Here is a 21,077-nt window from a genome sequence, read left to right as displayed (position 1 = left end):
AACGCTGCGCGCTAAGCTTGCATTCGCTGAAGCGGCGCGACGGGGGAGGCGATCGTGGCGGAACGCAAGATATTCGCAGGTCCGCGCATCAGGCGCGTCAGAAACGGTCTCGGCCTGACCCAGGCCGACATGGCCGAGGCGCTGGGCATCTCTTCAAGCTATCTGAACCTCATCGAGCGCAACCAGCGCCCGCTGACCGTGCAGGTGCTGTTGAAGCTGCAGGCGGCATTCAAGATCAATGCCGCCGAGCTCAAGCTCGACGAGGAAGGCGCCGACCTCGATGCCATCAAGGCGGTGTTTGCCGATCCGCTTCTCGCCGCAGAAGTGCCGAGCCCGTCGGAGCTGGAAGAGGTGGCGGAGGCGGCGCCCAACGTGGTGCGCGGCATCTCGCGTCTCTACGAAGCCTATATGGAGGGCGCGGGACGGCTTTCGGAACTGTCGCAGCTTCTGGCCGAGGGCGGCGAGATCCGCACCGAGATGGGCGCGCGGCTGCCCTTCGATAGGGTCGCGACCTGGTTCGAGGAGGCGGGGCCGTGGTTTCCCGAACTGGAAGACACCGCCGCGGCTTTGGCGGAAGAGCTGACCCCGCGCGATGATCCTTTTGCGGCGCTCAAGGCGCATCTGCGAGAGCGCCACGGCATCGATCTGAGAATCCTGCCCGCCCATGCGCTGCCCGACGAGCGCGCCCGCTTCGATCGCCATTCGATGCGCTTCTTTATTGCCGAATCCGTGCCGCTCGTCGATCGCGCCTGGCTCGTCGCGCTGCAGGTCGCCTATTCCGGCCATGCGGCTCTTTTGAACAAACTTGCCGCCCAGGCCGCGCCGAAGGATACGGAATCGCAGCGTCTCCTGCGGGCGGGCTTCGCGCGCCGTCTTGCCGATGCGATCCTGATCCCGGCCCCGCGCCTTGCCGCGGCGGCGCGCGAATTCCGCTTCGATCTCGCCGGCCTCAGCCAGCGCTTCCAGACCCGCAATGCCCGCATCATGGCACGGCTTGCGGCCCTTGCCGGCAATCCGGAGGGCGGTGTCGATGAGGCCGCGCTCGTCGTTCTCGACGGCGCCGGCACCGTGATCACCCGCATCAGGGGGGCGGGCTTTCCCTTCGCCCGTTTCGGCGCCGCCTGTGGACGCCTGCCGATTTTCGATCGACGGACGGAAAGCGGCGTGCTCGCCGCCCGTCTGTCCTTTCCCGACGGAGCGACCTTCTTCGCGCTAGCGATGCGGGAATCCGAAGCGCTCGCCGACAAGACGTTGCCGCCGCCTTTGCGGGCGACGCTTCTCGTCTTCCCCGAGCGCTTCGCCGAGGCGACCGTCTATGATTTCGTGCGCTCCGCGCCGGCGCGACCCGTCGGTGTGACCTGCCGGCTGTGCGAGCGGGAAGGCTGCGCCCATCGCGCCCAGCCACCGGCGACGCGGCCGGCGAGCCTGCACGATTACCGCATCGGCAAATCCGACCGGGAGATTCCTTGAGAGGAAAATTCCCCACGCGCCTGCGACTTTCGTTATGCAGAAACGCGGCGTTTTTGGCGCTGCGACGATTGAAGCCTGCCGCGGCTTGCCCCTATGTTGCCTGGGAATGGCCGCTATGCGTGCAGTGAAAGCCCACCAACAGGGGAGGTGCTCTTGTTCAGAGCTCTTTGTCTCGTCTCCACCCTGGCGATCGTCGCTGCCTCAGGCAGTCCGGCCCTTGCCCAGGACGAGGAGAAAGTCGTCAACGTCTACAATTGGTCAGACTATATCGACGAATCCATCCTTGAAGACTTCACCAAGGAAACCGGCATCAAAGTCGTCTACGACGTCTACGATTCCAACGAGATCCTGGAAACCAAGCTTCTGTCCGGCGGCACCGGCTATGATGTCGTCCTGCCTTCGGCCTCGCCGTTTCTTGCCCGCGAGATCCAGGCCGGGGCCATGCAGAAGCTCGACAAGTCGAAACTCCCCAATCTCAGCCATGTCTGGGACACGATTGCCGAACGGGTTTCGAAATACGATCCCGACAACGAATACTCGGTCAATTACATGTGGGGCACCACCGGCATCGGCTACAATGTCGATATGATCAACGAGCGCATGCCCGATGCGCCGGTGAAATCCTGGGACATGGTCTTCGACCCTGACGTCATCTCGAAGTTTCAGGATTGCGGCGTCTATATGCTCGACGCGCCGACGGAGATGATCCCGGCCGCCCTCAATTATCTCGGCCTCGATCCGAATTCGACCGATCCGGACGACATCGACAAGGCGGAAGAGGCCCTGCAGGCGATCCGCCCCTACATCCAGAAGTTCCACTCCTCCGCCTACATCGATGCGCTCGCCAATGGCGACATCTGCATGGCAGTCGGCTGGTCGGGCGATGTCTTCCAGGCGATCGACGCGGAGGCCGAAGGGGTGAACGTCAAATACGTGATCCCGAAGGAGGGCGCCCAGATGTGGTTCGACCAGATGTCGATCCCGGCCGACGCGCCGCATCCCGACAACGCCCATGCCTTCATCAATTACGTGCTGCGTCCCGATGTCATCGCCAAGGCATCGAATTATGTCTTCTATGCCAACGGCAACAAGGATTCGCAGCAATATCTCGACGAAGAGATCATCGGCGATCCGGCGATTTATCCGCCGAAGGACGTGATGGACAAGCTCTACACCGTCGACCCGTACAAGCCCAAGGCGCAGAGGCTCATCACGCGCGCCTGGACGAGCGTCAAGACCGGGCAGTAAGAGGCCGGAAAATGGCCGGGCAGGCATCCTGCCCGGCCTTTAACAAGGGAAGGGTTATGTATGGCTAAAATGCTTGGGCCCGTGAGGCGCGCTTTTCAGCCGTGGAACGATCCGAGCCAGCCGCCCTTCATCGAATTCAGGAACGTCACCAAACGCTTCGGCGATTTCACCGCCGTCGATAATCAGTCGATCACCGTCTACGAGCGCGAATTCTACGCCCTGCTCGGGCCGTCCGGTTGCGGCAAGACCACCTTGTTGCGGATGCTGGCCGGCTTCGAAGAGCCGAGCGAGGGCGAGATTTTTCTGGATGGTCGGCCGTTGACAGGCGTGCCGCCGCACAAGCGGCCCGTCAACATGATGTTCCAGTCCTACGCGCTCTTCCCGCATATGAACGTCGCCGACAACATCGCCTTCGGCCTGAAGCAGGAGGGGATGGCGAAGGCCGATATGGCGGTGCGCGTCGAAGAGATGCTGCGCCTCGTCAAATTGCAGGATTTCGCCCGCCGCAAGCCGGCGCAATTGTCCGGCGGCCAGCAGCAGCGCGTGGCACTTGCCCGTGCGCTCGCCAAGCGGCCGAAAGTGTTGCTTCTCGACGAGCCGCTCGGCGCGCTCGACAAGAAGCTGCGCGAGGAGACGCAGTTCGAATTGACCGATCTCCAGGAGAGTCTGGGCCTCACCTTCCTCATCGTCACGCATGACCAGGAGGAGGCGATGACCATGGCCGACCGCATCGCCGTCATGGATCATGGCCGCGTCATCCAGGTGGCGACGCCGGCCGTCATCTACGAGGCGCCGGCCTCGCGCTACATCGCCGATTTCGTCGGCGACGTGAACATTTTCGAAGGTCGCATCGCGCATTTGGAGAACGGCGGCCTGACGATGACGACGGCGGCCGGCTTCACCGTCGAAGTGGCGGAGATGCCCCAAGGCGTGGCCCGCCCGCAGGCCGGCGAGACGATCTGGTTCGCCATTCGCCCTGAAAAGATGGTGATCAGCCATGAGCGCCCGCAGAACGCCACCACCAATCTGATCGAGGGTGAGGTCTGGGATATCGGCTATCTGGGCGATGTCTCGATCTACAACGTCAAGCTCGATTCCGGAGACGTGGTGCGTGCGACGCGGCTCAACGCCTCGCGCGAAGTGGAGCGGCCGATCACCTGGGAAGACCGGGTTTTTCTCTCCTGGCGGCCGGACGCCGGCACCGTCCTGGTACGATAGGGGGCCTGCGTGCACGCTTTGCGCAGCTTTCTCGCCCGCCGCGTCGTCATCGCCATCCCTTATCTGTGGCTTGCCGTCTTCTTCCTGGCCCCGTTTCTGATCGTCCTGAAAATCTCGTTTTCGGCGACCGCCATCGCCATGCCGCCCTACACGCCGGTCTTCGATGGGCTGGCGACCCTGTGGGAGAGGGTGCAGGATCTCTCCTTCGACAATTATGTCTGGCTGACGGAGGATGCGCTTTACATCAAAGCCTATCTCTCCTCGGTGAAGATCGCGCTCATCTCGACGGTGATCACGCTCTTCATCGGCTACCCTCTGGCGCTTGCCATGGCACGCGCGCCGGACCGCATCCGTCCCATCCTCCTGATGGCGATCATCCTGCCGTTTTGGACCTCGTTCCTGATCCGCGTCTATGCCTGGATCGGCATTCTGAAGCCCGAGGGGCTGTTGAACCAGCTGCTCTTGTCCCTCGGCCTCATCGACCAGCCCCTCACCATCATCAACACGGATTGGGCGGTCTATATCGGCATCGTCTATTCCTACCTGCCCTTCATGGTGCTGCCGCTCTACGCCACCCTTGAAAAGATGGATTACCGGCTGATCGAGGCCGCGAACGATCTCGGCGCGACGCCCTTCGGCGCGTTCTGGAAGATCACCGTGCCTCTGTCGGTGCCGGGCATTCTGGCGGGATCGCTGCTCGTCTTCATTCCCGCCGTCGGCGAGTTCGTCATCCCGGATCTGCTCGGCGGCTCCGACACGTTGATGATCGGGCGCACGCTCTGGGTCGAGTTCTTCTACAACCGCGACTGGCCGGTCGCGAGCGCGGTGGCGATCGTGCTCCTGCTGCTCCTGGTCGTGCCGATCGTCATCTTTCAGAAGATGCAGCAAAGGGCGTCGAGCTGATGCGTCGCTTCACCTCTTTCAATCTGGTCGCGCTCGTCTTCGGCTTTGCCTTTCTCTATCTGCCGATCCTCATTCTGATCATCTATTCCTTCAATGCCTCGCGCATCGTCACCGTCTGGGGCGGTTTTTCCACGCGCTGGTATGTCGAGCTCATGCACAATGAGAGCATTCTCGATGCGGCCTGGGTGACTTTGCGTGTGGGGCTCTTATCCGCGACGATCGCCACTTTCCTCGGGACGCTCGCGGCGCTCGCGCTTGTGCGCGGGGGGCGGTTTTGGGGGCGCACGCTCTTCTCCGGCATGGTCTTCGCGCCCCTCGTCATGCCGGAAGTGATCACCGGCCTGTCGCTCCTGCTTCTCTTCGTGGCGATCAATTTCGACCGCGGCTTCTGGACCGTGACGATCGCGCATATCACCTTTTCGATGTGCTTCGTCGCCGTCGTCGTACAGTCGCGGCTTCTCTCCTTCGACCGCTCGCTGGAAGAGGCGGCGCTCGATCTCGGGGCGACGCCGGTGAAGACCTTCTTCGCGGTTACACTGCCTTTGATCGCGCCCGCCGTCGTCGCCGGTTGGATGCTCGCCTTCTCGCTGTCGCTCGACGATCTCGTCATTGCGAGTTTTACGACGGGCCCGGGCGCCACCACCCTGCCGATGAAGATCTACAGCCAGGTCCGGCGCGGCGTGACGCCGGAAATCAATGCGGTGTGCACCATCCTCGTGGCACTGGTGACGATGGGGGTGTTGACGGCCTCGATCATCGGCAAGGCCCGCGCCCCGGCGCGGGCACCTTAGTCGCGGTCGCTGCTGTGCCTCAGTTCGAGGCTGGCGCGCTCGAGGTCAGTTCCGGACTTGCCAGCTTGCCGATGATCTCGACCGGTATCGCCGGCTGATCCGTTTTGGGCGTCAGCGTTCCGGACAGGGCGAGGCGACGGTTATGAAGACCGATCTCGCCGGCAAGGGAGACGGTGTAGCGCGATGTCTCCACCAGGCTGTCGGTGAGTTCTCCCTGCCCGTTGGCGAAGGTGAGGGCCGCCTTGAGCGCCGTGAACGGGGTGCTCGCGCTGGCATTGAGGAGAGGCTGCGCCTCGCCGGAAGGTGCCTTCGCCGCCGCTTCAAGGTCGAGATAGGGCAGGCGGCCGTTCTTGGCGTCGACGGTCAGGCGCCCGGTCACGGCCTGCAGCATGGCGTCGATATCTTCTCCGGAGCCGGCCAATTCGACCATGATATCGGCCGTCCCCTCGATCGGCGCGATGCCGAGCATGGAGGTGAGATTGGCGGTTTTGAGCTCATGGGCGCGCAGGGCCGTCTGCAGACGCGGCAGGCCCCGGTCCACGTCGAGCGTGATGTTGCCGCTGAGGCGCCCGCCGTAAAGCTCAGCCTCTCCGATCGTCAGAAGGGCATGGCCGTTCTGGACGAGAAGCGAGGCCCCGACCCGCTGCAGGCGTGCCGCATCGACCCGAACTTCGCCGGCCGAGACGCGAAGATCCGCCTTGAAATCGTCGAGCCAGCCGGTGGTGAGACGCGCCTTGAGGATTTTCGGCGCCTCGCCGTCCTCGACGCGGAAGAGATGATGCAGGACCGGCGTCGTATCGAAGGAGGGGAAGGCGAGCGTCCCCGACACGGAGGGCGTGCCGGCGAAATCGAGCCGCAAGGCACCCTTTCCCGAAACGCCGTTCAGATTGAGGGTGGCGTCGGAAAAGGTCGCCATATTGCCGGCGATGTCGGCGTCGCTGTCGAGGCGGATGGTCTGGAAGGGCGAGGCTTCTGCAAAACGGCCGCTGAACCAGGAAAGCACTTTGGGTGCGTCTTCGAGGTTGAGAGCGAGCCTGCCGAGGAGATGCGGATCGCGCGGGTCGCGCACCGTGCCGCTGAAGGAGGCGTTGAGGCTTTTCGCCTGCACATCGAGATTGAGCGTCGTTTCGCCGGCTCTAATGAAGCGGTAGGGCTGCTGCGCGGAGGCGGTGATGCGCATCTCTTCGCCATGGCGCACGAAGCGGCCGGAGACTTCGATCGGTTTTCTGACGCTGTCCCATTGCAAATTGAGGTTGACCTTGGAGAAAATTTCGCGACGACCACTCAGTTCATCGCTGTAGACGATCCGTCCGTCCTGGATGACGAAGGAGCCGAGGCGCACATCACCTGCAAAGGCCAGTTGCAGTGCGGCCGCACTCGTGTCGAAATCCCAGCTCTCCGCCCCATCGGCGGCCCGGCGCAACGAAATCACGGGAGAAACGATGGTGAAATCCTCGATTTCGACCTCGCCGATGAGAAGCGGCAGGAGGCGCACCGAGGCTTTGAGGAAGGCCATCTGGACGAAAGGCGCGTCGTCACCCGCAGGTCCGGCGATCTCCACGTCCTTGAGCTTGACGCTGAGGCGCGGCAGGAGCGTGATGACAGCCTCGCCTTCGAGCGAGACTTCCCGCCCGGTCCAGGCCGATATCTGCTCGGCGACCCGACGCTTGACGTCTTCGGGCGAGACGAGTTGGCTAACAAGAAATGCCAGCCCGCCCACGATCATGACCAGGAGGCCGAGGGCGATAAGCAGCCGCCGCATCATGGGAACCTATCTCCGTTGTCATCGCGATAGGGGCTTTGCCGACCGAAGGCAAGGCGTTTGGGGCTTTCTGCACGCCTTCCTTCGTGAGGCAAGACCGCCTTTACAGAACACGAGCCGAGGAAACGCTGATGAACGATACGCCTTTGTGGAAACCCGATCCGGCCAAGGCCGAGGCGACGCCCATGGCGCGCTTCCGCAAAACCGCTGCAGAGAAGGCAGCGGGTGAAGAACTCGGTGATTATCACGCCCTCCATGCCTGGTCGGTGCGTGACCCTGCCGCATTCTGGAATGCGGTCTGGGATCATTGCGGCGTCGTCGGCGAAAAGGGCGATCGGATCCTGGAGAGCGCCGAGGCGATGCCGGGGGCGGCCTTCTTCCCGGATGCGCAGCTGAACTTTGCCGAGAACCTCTTGAAGCGCAAAGGCGACGAGGATGCCCTCGTCTTTCGCGGCGAGGACAAGGTGAAGCGGCGGCTGTCCTGGGACGATCTGCGCGGCCTCGTCTCACGCCTGCAGCAGGCGATGCGCGACGCCGGGATCGGCAAGGGCGATCCGGTGGCGGCGATGATGCCGAACATGCCCGAAACGATCGCCGCGATGCTGGCGGCGAGTTCGCTCGGGGCGATCTGGTCGTCATGCTCTCCCGATTTCGGCGAAGGTGGCGTTCTCGACCGTTTTGGGCAGATCGAGCCAAAACTCCTCATCTCCTGCGACGGCTATTGGTACAACGGCAAGAAGATCGAGGTGGCCGACAAGCTCGCCAAGATCGCCGAGAAACTTCCGACGGCCGGCAAAGTCGTGATCGTGCCCTATCTCGACCAGGCCGAGGAGGTGGCGAAACGTGTGCCGCGGGGCGTCGCCCTCGACGATTTCGTCGCCTCGTTCGAGGCGAAGGAGCCGACCTTCGAGCGCCTGCCCTTCAATCATCCGCTCTATGTGCTCTTCTCCTCCGGCACGACGGGCATTCCGAAATGCATCGTGCATGGGGCGGGCGGCACGCTTCTGCAGCATCTGAAGGAGCATCGGCTGCATTGCTCGATCACGCCGGGCGAGAAGCTTTTCTATTTTACCACCTGCGGCTGGATGATGTGGAACTGGCTGGTCTCAGGGCTCGCCTGCGATGCCACGCTCCTGCTTTACGACGGCTCGCCGTTCTATCCCGATGGCAACACGCTTTTCGATTATGCCGCCGAGGAGAAGATGACGGTCTTCGGCACCTCGGCAAAATTCATCGATGCGGTGCGCAAGGCGGGGCTGACGCCGGCGACCTCGCACGATCTTTCCGCCCTGCGCATGATGACCTCGACCGGCTCGCCGCTCGCACCGGAGAATTTCGACTTCGTCTACGAGGCGATCAAACAGGATATGCATCTCGCCTCGATTTCAGGTGGGACCGACATCGTCTCCTGCTTCGTGCTCGGCATTCCAACTGAGCCCGTATGGCGTGGCGAGATCCAGGGGCCGGGCCTCGGCATGGCGGTCGATGTGTGGGACGAGGACGGCCAGCCCGTGACCGGCGCCAAGGGCGAGCTCGTCTGCACCAAGCCCTTTCCTTCGATGCCGGTGATGTTCTGGGGCGATCCCGACGGGATCAAATACCAGTCTGCCTATTTCGATCGGTTTCCGGGCGTGTGGTGCCACGGCGACTTTGCCGAATGGACCGAACATGGCGGCATCATCATCCATGGCCGCTCCGACGCGACGCTCAATCCGGGCGGGGTCAGGATCGGTACTGCGGAGATCTACAACCAGGTCGAGAAGCTGCCGGAAATTCTGGAAGCGCTCGCCATCGGCCAGACCTATGATGACGATGTGCGCATCGTTCTCTTCGTCAGGCTTGCCGAGGGTGTGGATCTCGATGCGGACATGATTGCCCGCATCAAAAGGCAGATCCGCGAGGGTGCCTCACCGCGGCATGTGCCGCAGAAGATCGTCCAGGTCGCCGACATTCCGCGCACGAAATCGGGAAAGATCACCGAGCTTGCCGTGCGCGACATCGTGCACGGCCGCGACGTGAAGAACATCGAGGCGCTGGCCAATCCCGAAGCGCTCGATCTTTACCGGGATATCGAAGCGCTCCGAGAGTAGGGGAATTGGGGAGCAGGTGAGTTTGGCGAACGTCAGAAGACGCGGCGCAATTCGGCGTTCGCCTTTATCATATACATCAATGTCTCGCCTTCGGTGCGCGCCGTGCGCAGGTCGCCCGCTGCCAGTTTGACCGTCTTGAAGCGGGCGTACTGCACCTTGGTGGCCGACAGCGCGGTCGCATAGGCAAGCTCGAACAAGCTCTTGCCCTCGTTCGGGCCGCTATCGACGATTTTGCTCCCCTCCGTCGAGCTCGGGCTGTCCTTGTTGAGCTGGCTGTGGCTCGGTGCGTTGGGTCCGCACAGTTTCGGCGAGCCGAGCGCCCAGGTGCCGCTGACGATATCTGCGGGCAGGGTCTGCAGCGTTTGATCCCAGACCGGAATCGGCGCGTCGTTCACATGCAATTCGATCCAGTTCGAATGCGCGTAGAAGTCCTGCGTCGTGTGAAGGAGTGCGCCAAAAGCGGCAAGCGCGGGATCTCCGTACTTGTCGCCGATCGTGTCGATGAGGTTCCATTCCTCGGCGATATGCTGGATGCCGCCGGGGAAATCGCAATTGTCGAAGTGCACATAGCTTTTCGTCTGCAGCAGATCTTGCGCCATATTGGCGAGAACCACATAGCCGAGTTGCTCTTCATCGAGGACGCCGTCATTGGCCTCTGCGGTCAGTTCGGCATGGTAGTTGATGTCGAATTTCACGGACATGGGTTTGGCCTTTCGGGGGAGGGGCGGTGGTCCTGGAGCTTGCTCAGGTGAAAAAAGGCCCGCCGCAATGTGGGTCCTTGGCGTAGTAGCTGCCGGTGGCGTTGAACGAATCCACGAAACAAGAGGTGCGGCAGGCATAGAGCTTGGAGCAGTGTGCGCATTCCGGATCGATCAGCGCAGGCGCCACTGTGCGCTCACGCAGCGCCGCGAATGCGTCCCCATTCCAGATGGCTTTCAGTCCGGCCTCGAAGACGTTGCCGTAGGTGAAGTCTTTCACGCCATGCATCTTGTCGCAGACGGAGACATCGCCGGTCGGAAAGATCGACATGCCCATATTGATACCGCCACAGGGATACCAGTCGTCTTCACTCCATTTGCGGCTGGTGTCTTTGGGGGGATGAACGCGGCATAGAGCGGCATAATCGTCGCGCTTCTTCGCCACCTTCTGGCGGACCCGCGCAAGCTCTTCGTCCGTGACGTTTGTCTCTGAATTGGCGCCGGAATGGATGGCGCCGGTCTCCATGTAGGAGATGCCGATTTCCGCGACCCCGAGCGTGACGAGAAGGTCGATCATCGTCTCGACGCCGTCTTGTGTCTTGGGTGTGAGCACGCTCTTCACGATGACCTTGATGCCGGCATCGGTGAGGTAGTGGATGGCGTTGAGCACGCGCTGGAATTGACCGCGCGAACGCGTCACCGCGTCGTGAAGCTCTGCCGTCGGCGCATCGAAGGAAATGGTGATCTCCTCCATTCCCGCTTTGGCGAGACGTTGCGCGATCCTGGGGTCAGAGCCGATCACCGTGCCATTGCTGGTGATTGTCGGGATCATGCCGAGGCGGAGGCCGTGTTCGATGACCTCCAGCCAGCCCTTGAAAAGAGTGGGTTCGCCGCCCGTGAGGCCGAGAAAAACGACACCCCAATCGGCGGCCTCGTCGACCACCTTCAGGCACTTCGTCAGGTCCCAGCGCGGGTCTCCCTTTTGCCGGAGGTCCTGGTAGCAATAGGTGCAGTCGAAATTGCACTTGAAGGTGAGCGTGATGTTGATGCCGGCGGGCACCGGCCATTGCCCATGGGCGGCGCTCGCGATGATCGCGTCGTCTCCGGGATAAAGAAAGCTCTTCGGTTCGAAACGCGGTTTGACCTGCGGATCGGGCCCCGGCTCTCCGATGGACAGATCATCCTCCGTCAGAAACATCCGGTTTTGCTCGATCAGCCGGATCACCTGCGATCGGGCTTTCGTCGACGAAAGCCCGTAGGTTTCGCCGTAGAGAAAGGCGATTTCGGCGGCGGTCATGCGGCCGTGGCAGAGCGACAGAAAAAACGCATGGGAGGGATGGATCATCCGAATAAGCGAAGGATGGTAGCCATGCGCCAGCGCATAACCCTGCATCGGCTTCAGCCGCACATTGTCCTTCAGGACAGGAACGGAGTGCTTCGCTTCAACGCCCATTGTGGCCTCCTCCCGGCGTGCGAATTGGGCCCGCCTTCACCGCACGAAAGGCGGCGTGAGGCGGAGAAAGATCCGGCGTCCGCGAACGGACGCCGGACGCTTCATGTCAAAGCGGTTGCACCTGAATGCAGGTGGAAAGGACGTTCCAGCAGCCGGGGTCGCATCCGACGGCTTCCTTTCCGGTTTCCAGGTTCTTGGCGCGGGCCTCCGCCCGGTCCGCTTCCTCGCGCAACTGCTTGGCGAGGCCACGCAAATAGTCGGGCTGATGCAGATGTCCGGCTTCAGTTGCCATAACGACTTCCTCCTCGTGTGCGTGACGCAACACGAGAATAACGGACTAGAAGAATTCGAGAGTCAAGTAGAAATGCTTATGATCAAATATTGAAAAAGAGTAATACTTCGCTCTTATTGAAGATGGTCGTACAATAATTCTATAGTTACATTTTTATGCAAAATGAGTATAGGTGCGGAGATGCTGATCTGTGCCGGTTTCAGTCGCGTGGATGTGTGGCTGCTATTTGGACAGCGAGATAAGACGAACAGGTCGTCGGCAGCCGCCCATGCGTGGAGGTGCCCTTTACAGCGCCGGCGCGAAGACGCTTGCCGTTACTGCCAACGCGACGCCGGCAAGGCCTGTGGCGGCGATCATCAAGGCGCCGTCACAGACAAGGAGTGCGAGCCCGAAGAGCGCGATGGCGCCCATCGGTGCGCTGCTTGCGAACGGGATGAGTTCCAGGGGCGGGACCGTCAGCGTCATCAGGATGGAGATGAAGGCCGCCACCCGCACGAAGGGGCCTTTGGCGTAGCGGGTGAGCCGACCGTGGAACCAGCGATCGAGGCGGCGTGAGAAGGCGCGCATGGACTGCGTGGCCTCGCCCAGTTTCCTGGCGGAGACGCTTTGGCGCGACAGGAAGTCGGGGATCCAGAAATGATCGCGACCAAAAAGCATCTGGCCGGCGAAGAGCGCGATGATGGCGGCGAGGAAAGTGGGAACGCCCGGTATTCCGCCGATCGGTGAGAGCTCGATCAGGGCGGGGACCAACAGGAAGGGGCCGTAACTGCGGTGGCCGAACGTGTCCATCATCTGCCCGATCGAGACGCGCTCGTGCCGGCGTGCCGTTTCAGCGAGCCGATCGACGACTTCGGTCGTGTTGCGGGGATTGGATTCCATGACCGCCGAACGGGTGGAGAGGAGGGCGGGTTCCACTCCGCGCCTTCCTGGCCGGCCCCTGCAACACTGGCTCCGGCGGACTTCAAAGGGATTAACAGAGTTTCCGCTATCTCCAGCCGGAGCCTCCCGAATTCGCGATGGCTGCTATCGCGTAAGGTGCGTTGTGCGGTGCGGCATCCGGGCGTAGGTCAGCGCCAAGAATAGAAGGGTCAAAGCAGGAGTGATCCCATGCGCACATCCCCCTCAACCCCCCAACCCCATCTCGCTGGAGCGCACTGGCACGACGCGCTGGCACGTCAGGGCCGCTCGTTCGCTCAGATGATGTCGACCTTTGCCACCGCCTGCGATCTCGCAGCCGAAGCGGAAGCGACCGGGCACGCCCCGGCCGACGCGTTCGAGCGCCTGTGCGGCACCAAGAAAATGGCCGCGCGCCACTGACCGCCTTTCGCCACTGACTGATCTTGCAAGACGCCGGATTCGAGTTGTCGGATCTGGCGTATTGCATTCAGAAGATGCGGATTTCCGGGCGTTTGCCCGCCGCGCCCCGATTTCCTTCCCTCTATCCTGCCTTCGCCCTTGAGCATGGCGGGCGCTCGCCCAATAAAGGTCGGGACGAAAAACAAGGAAGGGTAGGATATGGGCGGTTACGTCCTCGCCATCGATCAGGGCACGACATCGACACGAGCGATCGTCTTTGACGACCGCGCCCACGTCATGGGCGTCGGGCAGCTGGAATTCCAGCAGCATTTCCCGCGCTCCGGCTGGGTGGAGCACAATCCGGAAGATCTGTGGCGCACCACGGTGGAGACCGTGCGCCGCGCCTTGGCCGAAGCCCGGCTTTCCGCACCGGATCTCGCCGGCATCGGCATCACCAATCAGCGCGAGACGACGCTCGTTTGGGATCGCAAGACAGGCAAGCCGGTCCACAACGCCATCGTCTGGCAGGATCGCCGGACGGCACGGCTTTGCGAGCGGCTCATCAAGGACGGTCATGCAGAGCCTGTCGCCGAGAAGACCGGTCTTCTGATCGACAGCTATTTCTCCGGCACCAAGGTGAACTGGATTCTCGACAATGTCGAAGGCGCGAGAGCGCGCGCAGAAGCGGGCGACCTTCTCTTCGGCACGGTCGACACCTGGCTCATCTGGAAACTGACCGGGGGCCGCGTGCACGCGACCGACGCGACCAATGCGGCACGGACGCTGATGTTCGACATTCGCCGCAACGAATGGGACGACGAGCTTCTCGCCATGCTCGGCGTGCCGCGCTCCATGCTGCCGGAGGTGAAGGACAGCGCGGCGGAATTCGGCGAGACGGATCCTGCGATCTTCGGCACGGCGATCCCGATCCGCGGCGTTGCCGGCGACCAGCACGCCGCCACCCTCGGCCAGGCCTGTTTCACGCCCGGCATGGTGAAGTCGACCTACGGGACGGGCTGCTTTGCCGTCCTCAATACGGGTGAGGATTTCGTCCGCTCCAAGAACAAGCTTCTGACCACGATCGCCTATCGCCTCGACGGGCGCACCACCTACGCCATCGAGGGCTCGATCTTCGTCGCCGGTGCGGCCGTGCAATGGTTGCGCGACGGGCTCAAAATGATCGACCGCGCCGAAGAATCGGGCGAACTCGCCGGCCGCGCCGATGACGGCCAGGACGTCTATCTCGTGCCGGCCTTCACCGGGCTCGGCGCGCCCTGGTGGGATTCCGATGCGCGGGGCGCCCTCTTCGGCCTGACGCGGGCGACGGGCCCGGCCGAACTGGCCCGGGCGGCACTTGAATCGGTCTGCTTCCAGACGGCCGACCTCATCTCCGCCATGCAGCGTGACTGGCAGGGCGCCGACGATCCGGTGCTGCGCGTCGACGGCGGCATGGTGGCGAGCGACTGGACGATGCAGCGTCTCGCCGATCTCCTCGATGCGCCGGTCGATCGGCCGGTGGTTCTGGAAACGACTGCCCTTGGGGCGGCGTGGCTTGCCGGCCGCCAGGCCGGCGTGTGGCCGCATGAGGAGGAGTTCGCCAAGGCCTGGCGCCCCGAACGCCGCTTCACGCCGCAGATTTCCGAGGAGATGCGCAACGAAAAGCTCGCCGGATGGCGCGATGCCGTGCGCCGGACGCTGACACGGCAGGACTGACCACGAGGTCTCCAAAGGTGCCGGCTGCCGCGCGACAGCGCGGCGGCTGGTCAAAATACGATTGGGGCGCGGCGAAGGAGCGCGGCGTTCGGGCTGGACAAAAATCATCATATTCCTGAAAATGAATGTGATGATTTTTGGAGATCCCCCCGATGCGCAAGATCCTAGTCCTCGCAAGCCTCGTCCTGGTTTTCGCCACGCCCGCCATGGCGCAGCAAAAGCCGTCGCTCGTGACCGTCGTGACATCGCCTGAGCCGCAAACGCAGCTGATGGCGATGGTGCTCACCATGCAATCGGTTCAGCAGGGGGCGAAGGCGCAAGTACTTCTGTGCGGGCCGGCGGCCGATATCGCTCTCAAAAACGCGCCAGCGAGTGCGATGGCCTTGCAGAAGCCGAAAGGCATGAGCCCGAAGGGGCTGATGCAGACCATCCTGCAAAAGACGGAGACGGCCGTCGATGTCTGCGCCCTCTATCTGCCCAATAAGGGGCTGAACGAGGATGCGCTGATCGAGGGCGTCGGTGTGGCACAGCCGCCGCAGATGGCGGAGCGTCTTCTGGCGGAGAACACCCGCGTTCTGAATTTCTGAGGAACCCTTCGTGGCACGTGGTGCCGCCCACGCGGACCAGGCGGGCGCGGCATCCGGGACATCCGGGACATCATCCGGCACCGTCTCGCCACAACCGAGAGCATGTCCCGCCGTTGACCGGAAAACCCGCCGCTTGTAGGCGTGTCGCCTAGCATCTGGAGGACGGTCGCCGACACATCGCCCCCCTGCCTGATCGTGACCATCGCATGAGGGGATTTTTGGACCGACATCGTCTCTCCGTCCTGGGGCTCGGATATGTCGGGCTCCCGGTCGCCGCAGCCTTTGCGCGTGCGGGCTATGAAGTGATCGCCTTCGACATCGATGCGGACCGCGTGGAGGAACTGCGCGCCGGGCGTGATCGCAATGCCGAGGTGACGCCGCAGGATCTCGCCTGTCCGAGGCTTCACATCACGTCCGACACGCAAGAGCTGTCACGGGCCGATATTCACATCGTCACGGTGCCGACGCCGATCACGCCTGCCCGAAGGCCGGACCTCCGGCCGCTTCAGAGCGCTTCGGTGACTGTGGGGCGCGTGCTGAAGGCGGGCGATATCGTCGTCTACGAATCGACCGTCTATCCAGGCGCGACGGAGGAGGTCTGCGTGCCGATCCTCGAAGCCGAGAGCGGCTTGAGGTTCGGGCAGGATTTTGCCGTCGGCTATTCGCCGGAGCGCATCAATCCCGGAGACGATCGCCATCGTTTCGAGACGATCGCGAAGGTGGTGTCCGGCTCCGATGCGAAGACGCTCGATCGTCTTGCCGAGCTTTATGGCTCGGTGCTCGAGGCGGAGGTGCATCGCGCGCCCTCGATCCGCGTGGCGGAGGCAGCGAAGGTCATCGAGAACACGCAGCGCGACCTCAACATCGCGCTGATGAACGAGCTTGCCCTCATCTTCGACCGCCTCGGTCTGCGCACTGCCGACGTGCTGGCGGCCGCGCGCACCAAGTGGAACTTCGTCGATTTCACGCCCGGCCTTGTCGGCGGTCACTGCATCGGCGTCGACCCCTATTATCTGACGGCCAAGGCCGAGGAGATGGGCCACCATCCGGAGGTCATTCTGGCCGGGCGTCGCACCAATGACGGGATGGGCGCCTTCATCGCCCGCAAGGCCGTCAAGCTGATGATCGGGCAGGGGCTCCGCGTGAAGGGCAGCCGCGTCGGCATTTTCGGGCTCACCTTCAAGGAAAACGTGTCCGATCTCCGCAACAGCCGCGTGCCCGACATCGTCGAGGAGCTGCGCGACTACGGCATCACGCCACTCGTCCACGACCCGCTCGCCGAGAAGGACGCAGCCTTTCGTGCCTATGGGATCGAGCTTCAGGAGCTTCAGGCGATCGACGATCTCGACGCGGCCATCATGGCCGTTCCACACGCGGCCTATCTCGCCGATGCGGGAGCGAGCCTTTTTGAGCGCGTCAGGAATGGCGGCGTGGTTGTGGACGTGAAGTCGCGCTTTGCGGCTTGCCCCCCGCATCTCCATTACTGGAGTCTCTGACCGGTTCTGCGGCATAGGCGCGGCGTTCCCAGTCGTCGCGAAGCCGGTCGTAATCGTCATCGAGCCGTATCACGTCGTCTTCGGCGAGATAGGTGCCGGATTGCACCTCGATCAGCTCGAGCGGGATCTTTCCGGGGTTTTCGAGCCGGTGGACGGCGCCGATCGGGATGAACGTCGATTCGTTCTCGTAGAGGAGCCTTTCGGTCTCTCCTATCGTGACGAGAGCCGTGCCGCGGACCACGATCCAGTGCTCGGCGCGGTGAAAGTGCCGTTGCAGGGAGAGCCGCCCGCCCGGCTTCACCTCGATGCGCTTGACCTGGAAACGTTCGCCGCGATCGATCGCCTGATAGCTTCCCCAAGGGCGATAGACATAGGCGGGCTCTTCGATCTGCGGCCGGCCGCTTTCCTTGAGCATGGCAATGAGCGGCCGGATCGCCTCCGCTCTCGATCGGTCGATGACGAGCGTCGCATCCCGCGTCTGCACGACCGCGAGGCCCGACAGGCCGACGATGGCGACGAGGTTGTCGCCGAGGACATAATTGTCCTTAGCCTCGACGAAGAGGGCCTCGCCGCGTGCTGCATTGCCGGCGGCGTCCTTCTCCGTGAGCGACCAGAGTGCGTCCCAGGAGCCGATATCCCGCCACCCCATGGAGACGGGAAGAACGCGTGTGTGGATTGTCTTCTCCAGGACGGCGATCTCGATGGAAGCGGCTGTCGTGCGCGCGAAACTCGTCTCCTCAAGCCGAAGGAAGCCGCAATCGCTCCGCGCACCCGCCACGGCCTCGGCGGTGGCCGCAACCGTTTCCGGATCGAAGCGGGCGTATTCGGCAAGGAGCTGATCGGCGCGAAAGACGAGATTGCCGGAGTTCCAGAAATAGCCGGCGGCGACATATTCCTCCGCCGCCGCGGCGTCGGGCTTTTCGACGAAAGCGGCGACGGCGCGGATGTCCGGCGTTTCCCCGGCGCCATCGGGCCGAATGTAGCCATAGCCGGTGGCAGGATGGTCGGGGCGCACGCCGAAGGTCACGATATGGCCGTTCTGCGCGCTGGCTGCGGCCTTCTGAGCGGCCGCCCGGAAGCTTGCCACATCCTCCACCACATGGTCGGCGGCGAGCATCATGACGACCGCATGGGGATCGTGCCCGGCGATGAAATGGCTTCCGGCGGCGACCGCCGGTCCGGAATCACGGCCTTCGGGTTCGAGCAGGATGGTGGCGCTGAGGTCGAGGGCCGCCAATTGCTCCGCGACCATGTGGCGATAGCGGGCGGCCGTGACGATCACCGGTGGCGCGAAGATATCCGGTGTGCTGATGCGTTGGATCGTCTCTTGGAAGGTTGAGCGCTCGCCCAGGAAGTTGATGAATTGCTTAGGTGCGGATTCGCGAGAGGCCGGCCAAAGGCGCGTGCCTGCCCCTCCGCACAAAACGAGCGGAACGATTGCCCCCATCGGTTCATCCCCCTGAACCCCAGGTAGCGATCGCAGGTTTTCACAACTTATGCAAGGAGCGCTTCTTGGCGCTCAAGCTGCGCGCTGGGCGACGAGCGAACCTTCCTGGTAGACGCAGATATCGGCTCTCCCCTGGCGTTTCGCCTGGTAAAGGGCCTGATCCGCCATGGTGTAAAGCTGCTGGGCGCCGAGCTCGCCGGAGACGAAGGTTGCAAGGCCGGCGCTTGCGCCGATGCGGATGTCCTCGTGCCCGAGAGTGAAAGGCTGAGCGACGGCCGCGAGGATCGCTTTGCCTCGTGCGAAGGCTTCCGCGCGCCCCATGCCGACCGGCATGATGACGGCGAATTCGTCGCCGCCGATCCGCGCGGCGAAAGCCTCAGATGGCAGGGAGGTGCGAATACGCTCAGCCGAGGCGCGCAGAAGCTGATCGCCGATGATGTGGCCGAACGTGTCGTTGACCGGTTTGAAGCCGTCGAGATCGAGGAGGATCAGCGCGAAGCCCTCGCCTCTGGTGCCCGCCTCGCAGATTGCCACGGCCATCTTCTCTTCGAAATAGGCGCGGTTCGGCAGCTTCGTGAGATGATCGTGGCGCGCAAGCAGGCTTAAGGAACGCTCCGCCTGAAGCCGCGCGACCATCGTCTGCGAATTGTAGATGATGAGCTGGATGGCCCCGATCGCGAACAGGATCTCGATGAAGGCGAGAGCGATGTAACTTGGCCCGCCGAGCGTCAGCGACATGGCGACGACCGGCAGGAGCACGAGCAGGAGCTGTGCAACGGCGATCCGCGGCCGCACGACGCGTACGACGATGCCGGTGAAGTAAGCCATCGTGAGCGTCATCACGAGGACATCGGCCATGTGGTTCTGGAAGACGAGGGTGCGCGCCGCCAACGCCCCGAGACAGGCGGAAAAAAACCATCCGCCGGCCATGTAGGCGAACTCCCAGCGATGCCATTCGCCGACAATCAGCGGAGCGCTTCGGCGCCAGCGCCGGTAAAACAGGCATATGGCGATACGCGCCAGGCCGATGAGAAACCCCAGGATGGTGATGAGACCGAGAAGCTGGTCGCCCGTATCCACCGTAGCGATCGTTCCGGCGACGACGAACCCGATCAGAATGAGGGTTATGGACGGCAAGGAGCCGTAGACGAGATCGAGCAGATGCAGGAGGATCGTGTCCTCGCCGTCGCTTCGCGATATGAGCATCGTTGCTGCCGTCATAGCTCCGCCCCCGCCTTCACGGCGAATGGGCTACAGGAGTTGAGAAGTCCTAAATCCAACCGTGAGAATGCTCTCGTCTTGCCCGAAAGGGGTCGACGGCGGATTGCATTTCTCTCGCCGTCTCAAGGGCGTATCAAAATTGTCGCAGGGGGACGGGGCAAAATTTGCGTAATCGGCGCCCCGTGTGTTTTCGAGAGGCTATCGCGACGGGACCGCGGCGAGCGAAGAGAGCGTGGGGGGTGGATTGTTCTTCTTCTCGATGACGAGACACTGCCGCATCAGGGCTTGCGAAGCTTGCCGCGGCGGAAGGGATCGAATAGGCGTTTGCCCTCAGCCGGTTCGGCGTTGTCCAGAGCCGGATCAAGGGGAATTTGAAGGGGAGGATCGGACATGAGGAACAAAGCCGGATGGCGTGCATGGGCGGCCGGCGGAGCGCTGGTCGCCGCGGCCGTGATCGCTGGTGGAGCGCAGGCGGAGACCCGCATCACCTATAAGTCGGCGAAGGCCGGTACCTCCTATTATCAGATGGGGGTGGAGCTCTCCGAGGCGATCAAGCAGGGCACGGACGGCGATGTGATCCTGACGGTCGAGGAGAGCCAGGGCTCGGTTCAGAACGTCATGGAAGCGGCGGTCCGCCCGGGAAGCTTCATCTTCACCACGCCGCCGGCGCTCGTGGGCCTCGCCCAGGCCGGCAAGGGGGCCTTCGAAAAACGGCCGAGCGAGAAGTTCAAGGACGTTCGCGCCCTCTTTCCGATCCCGTCGCTCACCATGCATTTCGTCATCGCCGGCGACGAGGCGGTGCTGCCCTTGAGCGCTCTTGAGGGCAAGTCGGTGCTTCTCGGCAAGGGCTCGTTCGGTGCGCGCGAGGGCGAGAAATATCTCGAGCTCTTCGATCTCAAGGACAAGGTGACGATCGCCAACGCCGAGCTCGGCAATGCCGCCGATGCCCTGAAGAACGGGCAGATCGACGCCTTCGTCACCTCCGGCTCGTTTCCGGCTCCGAACGTCGTGGAAACGGCCGCAAGCGCCGATATCGGGCTCGTCTCCATGACGGATGAGGAAGTCGAGAAAACCGGCCGCACCCGCGCCGTCATTCCCGCCGGCACCTATGCGGGCGTCGACGAGGACGTGGTGACGACCTCGCTTCCCGTCATCGCCTATACGACGACGGCGATGGACGCTGACACGGCCTATCTGGTGACGAAGACGTTCTGGGAAGAAAAGGCGCGCCTGTCCGAGACGGCGCCGTGGTGGAAGGCTGTGTCGCCCGAGCTTCTCTCTGAGGTCGAGGGAAAACTCCACGAGGGCGCTTTGCGCTATTACGAGGAAGCGGGCATCGACGTGCCGGAGCAACTGAAATAACGGCCCGGCTGCCGCTCTCTCTTTTTTCCG

18 protein-coding genes are annotated in these 21,077 nt (G+C 63.0%); 11 read left to right on the top strand and 7 right to left on the bottom strand.

Features of this window, described 5'->3' with window-relative positions; all coding sequences use genetic code 11:
* Positions 1-54: 54 nt before the first annotated feature.
* From J2R99_RS04035 to J2R99_RS04015, 5 genes are all read left to right on the top strand, one after another.
* Entirely contained in the window at positions 55-1,470 is a 1,416-nt protein-coding gene (locus J2R99_RS04035) for a short-chain fatty acyl-CoA regulator family protein (RefSeq protein WP_307153195.1), read from the top strand.
* Between the two features lie 153 nt (positions 1,471-1,623).
* The gene (locus J2R99_RS04030; protein ID WP_307153194.1) at positions 1,624-2,718 is read left to right on the top strand and encodes a polyamine ABC transporter substrate-binding protein; all 1,095 of its coding nucleotides are present in this window, start codon (positions 1,624-1,626) and stop codon (positions 2,716-2,718) included.
* A 60-nt stretch (positions 2,719-2,778) separates the two neighbouring features.
* Positions 2,779-3,936, top strand: coding sequence for an ABC transporter ATP-binding protein (locus tag J2R99_RS04025; protein WP_307153193.1), 1,158 nt, complete (start codon positions 2,779-2,781; stop codon positions 3,934-3,936).
* 9 nt (positions 3,937-3,945) lie between these two features.
* Complete coding sequence (locus J2R99_RS04020) at positions 3,946-4,839, top strand: ABC transporter permease subunit (protein WP_307153192.1); 894 nt, start codon at positions 3,946-3,948, stop codon at positions 4,837-4,839.
* Entirely contained in the window at positions 4,839-5,630 is a 792-nt protein-coding gene (locus tag J2R99_RS04015; protein WP_370872265.1) for an ABC transporter permease, read from the top strand. The genes J2R99_RS04020 and J2R99_RS04015 overlap by 1 nt, the downstream gene beginning before the upstream one ends.
* A 19-nt stretch (positions 5,631-5,649) precedes the next feature.
* Here the strand turns inward: J2R99_RS04015 and J2R99_RS04010 are convergent, their stop codons facing one another.
* Positions 5,650-7,395, bottom strand: a complete 1,746-nt coding sequence (locus J2R99_RS04010) for an AsmA family protein (protein WP_307153191.1) — start codon at positions 7,393-7,395, stop codon at positions 5,650-5,652.
* 128 nt (positions 7,396-7,523) lie between these two features.
* Here J2R99_RS04010 and J2R99_RS04005 point away from each other — a divergent pair, with 128 nt between their 5' ends.
* Positions 7,524-9,482, top strand: coding sequence for an acetoacetate--CoA ligase (locus J2R99_RS04005; protein ID WP_307153190.1), 1,959 nt, complete (start codon positions 7,524-7,526; stop codon positions 9,480-9,482).
* Between the two features lie 32 nt (positions 9,483-9,514).
* Here the strand turns inward: J2R99_RS04005 and J2R99_RS04000 are convergent, their stop codons facing one another.
* The 4 genes from J2R99_RS04000 to J2R99_RS03985 form a co-directional block, all read right to left on the bottom strand.
* Positions 9,515-10,183: a hypothetical protein gene (locus J2R99_RS04000; protein ID WP_307153189.1), complete on the bottom strand. Its 669-nt coding sequence runs from the start codon at positions 10,181-10,183 to the stop codon at positions 9,515-9,517.
* A gap of 43 nt (positions 10,184-10,226) precedes the next feature.
* On the bottom strand, positions 10,227-11,633 hold the full coding sequence (locus tag J2R99_RS03995; RefSeq protein WP_307153188.1) for a radical SAM/SPASM domain-containing protein: 1,407 nt from the start codon (positions 11,631-11,633) through the stop codon (positions 10,227-10,229).
* Positions 11,634-11,739: 106 nt separating this feature from the next.
* Positions 11,740-11,925 carry a hypothetical protein gene (locus J2R99_RS03990; RefSeq protein WP_092809035.1) on the bottom strand — a complete coding sequence of 62 codons (186 nt, stop codon included), beginning with the start codon at positions 11,923-11,925 and terminating at the stop codon, positions 11,740-11,742.
* A 285-nt stretch (positions 11,926-12,210) separates the two neighbouring features.
* A complete protein-coding gene (locus J2R99_RS03985) occupies positions 12,211-12,840 on the bottom strand; it encodes an exopolysaccharide biosynthesis protein (protein WP_307153187.1) in 630 nt (209 codons plus the stop codon).
* Between the two features lie 192 nt (positions 12,841-13,032).
* On the opposite strand from J2R99_RS03985, the gene J2R99_RS03980 reads away from it, so the two are divergent.
* The 4 genes from J2R99_RS03980 (at position 13,033) to J2R99_RS03965 (ending at position 17,017) form a co-directional block, all read left to right on the top strand.
* Positions 13,033-13,242 carry a hypothetical protein gene (locus tag J2R99_RS03980; RefSeq protein WP_307153186.1) on the top strand — a complete coding sequence of 70 codons (210 nt, stop codon included), beginning with the start codon at positions 13,033-13,035 and terminating at the stop codon, positions 13,240-13,242.
* Between the two features lie 198 nt (positions 13,243-13,440).
* On the top strand, positions 13,441-14,934 hold the full coding sequence (glpK, locus tag J2R99_RS03975) for a glycerol kinase GlpK (RefSeq protein WP_307153185.1): 1,494 nt from the start codon (positions 13,441-13,443) through the stop codon (positions 14,932-14,934).
* A 152-nt stretch (positions 14,935-15,086) separates the two neighbouring features.
* A complete protein-coding gene (locus tag J2R99_RS03970; protein ID WP_307153184.1) occupies positions 15,087-15,521 on the top strand; it encodes a DsrE family protein in 435 nt (144 codons plus the stop codon).
* Between the two features lie 206 nt (positions 15,522-15,727).
* The gene (locus J2R99_RS03965; protein ID WP_307153183.1) at positions 15,728-17,017 is read left to right on the top strand and encodes a nucleotide sugar dehydrogenase; all 1,290 of its coding nucleotides are present in this window, start codon (positions 15,728-15,730) and stop codon (positions 17,015-17,017) included.
* On the opposite strand, the gene J2R99_RS03960 is transcribed toward J2R99_RS03965, so the two are convergent.
* A complete protein-coding gene (locus tag J2R99_RS03960; RefSeq protein ID WP_307153182.1) occupies positions 16,938-18,464 on the bottom strand; it encodes a mannose-1-phosphate guanylyltransferase/mannose-6-phosphate isomerase in 1,527 nt (508 codons plus the stop codon). The two genes, J2R99_RS03965 and J2R99_RS03960, sit on opposite strands and share 80 nt — an antisense overlap.
* 72 nt (positions 18,465-18,536) lie before the next feature.
* The gene (locus J2R99_RS03955; protein WP_307153181.1) at positions 18,537-19,670 is read right to left on the bottom strand and encodes a diguanylate cyclase domain-containing protein; all 1,134 of its coding nucleotides are present in this window, start codon (positions 19,668-19,670) and stop codon (positions 18,537-18,539) included.
* A 405-nt stretch (positions 19,671-20,075) separates the two neighbouring features.
* Between J2R99_RS03955 and J2R99_RS03950 the strand changes: the two genes are divergently transcribed.
* Positions 20,076-21,047 (top strand): TAXI family TRAP transporter solute-binding subunit, encoded by a 972-nt coding sequence (locus tag J2R99_RS03950; RefSeq protein ID WP_307153180.1) that lies wholly within the window; start codon positions 20,076-20,078, stop codon positions 21,045-21,047.
* The last annotated feature ends 30 nt before the right edge of the window (positions 21,048-21,077 follow it).

The sequence above is a fragment of the Rhodopseudomonas julia genome (genome assembly GCF_030813515.1).
GTDB classification, from domain to species: Bacteria; Pseudomonadota; Alphaproteobacteria; order Rhizobiales; family Afifellaceae; genus Afifella; species Afifella julia.
This window is presented reverse-complemented; position numbering and strand designations above follow the sequence as displayed.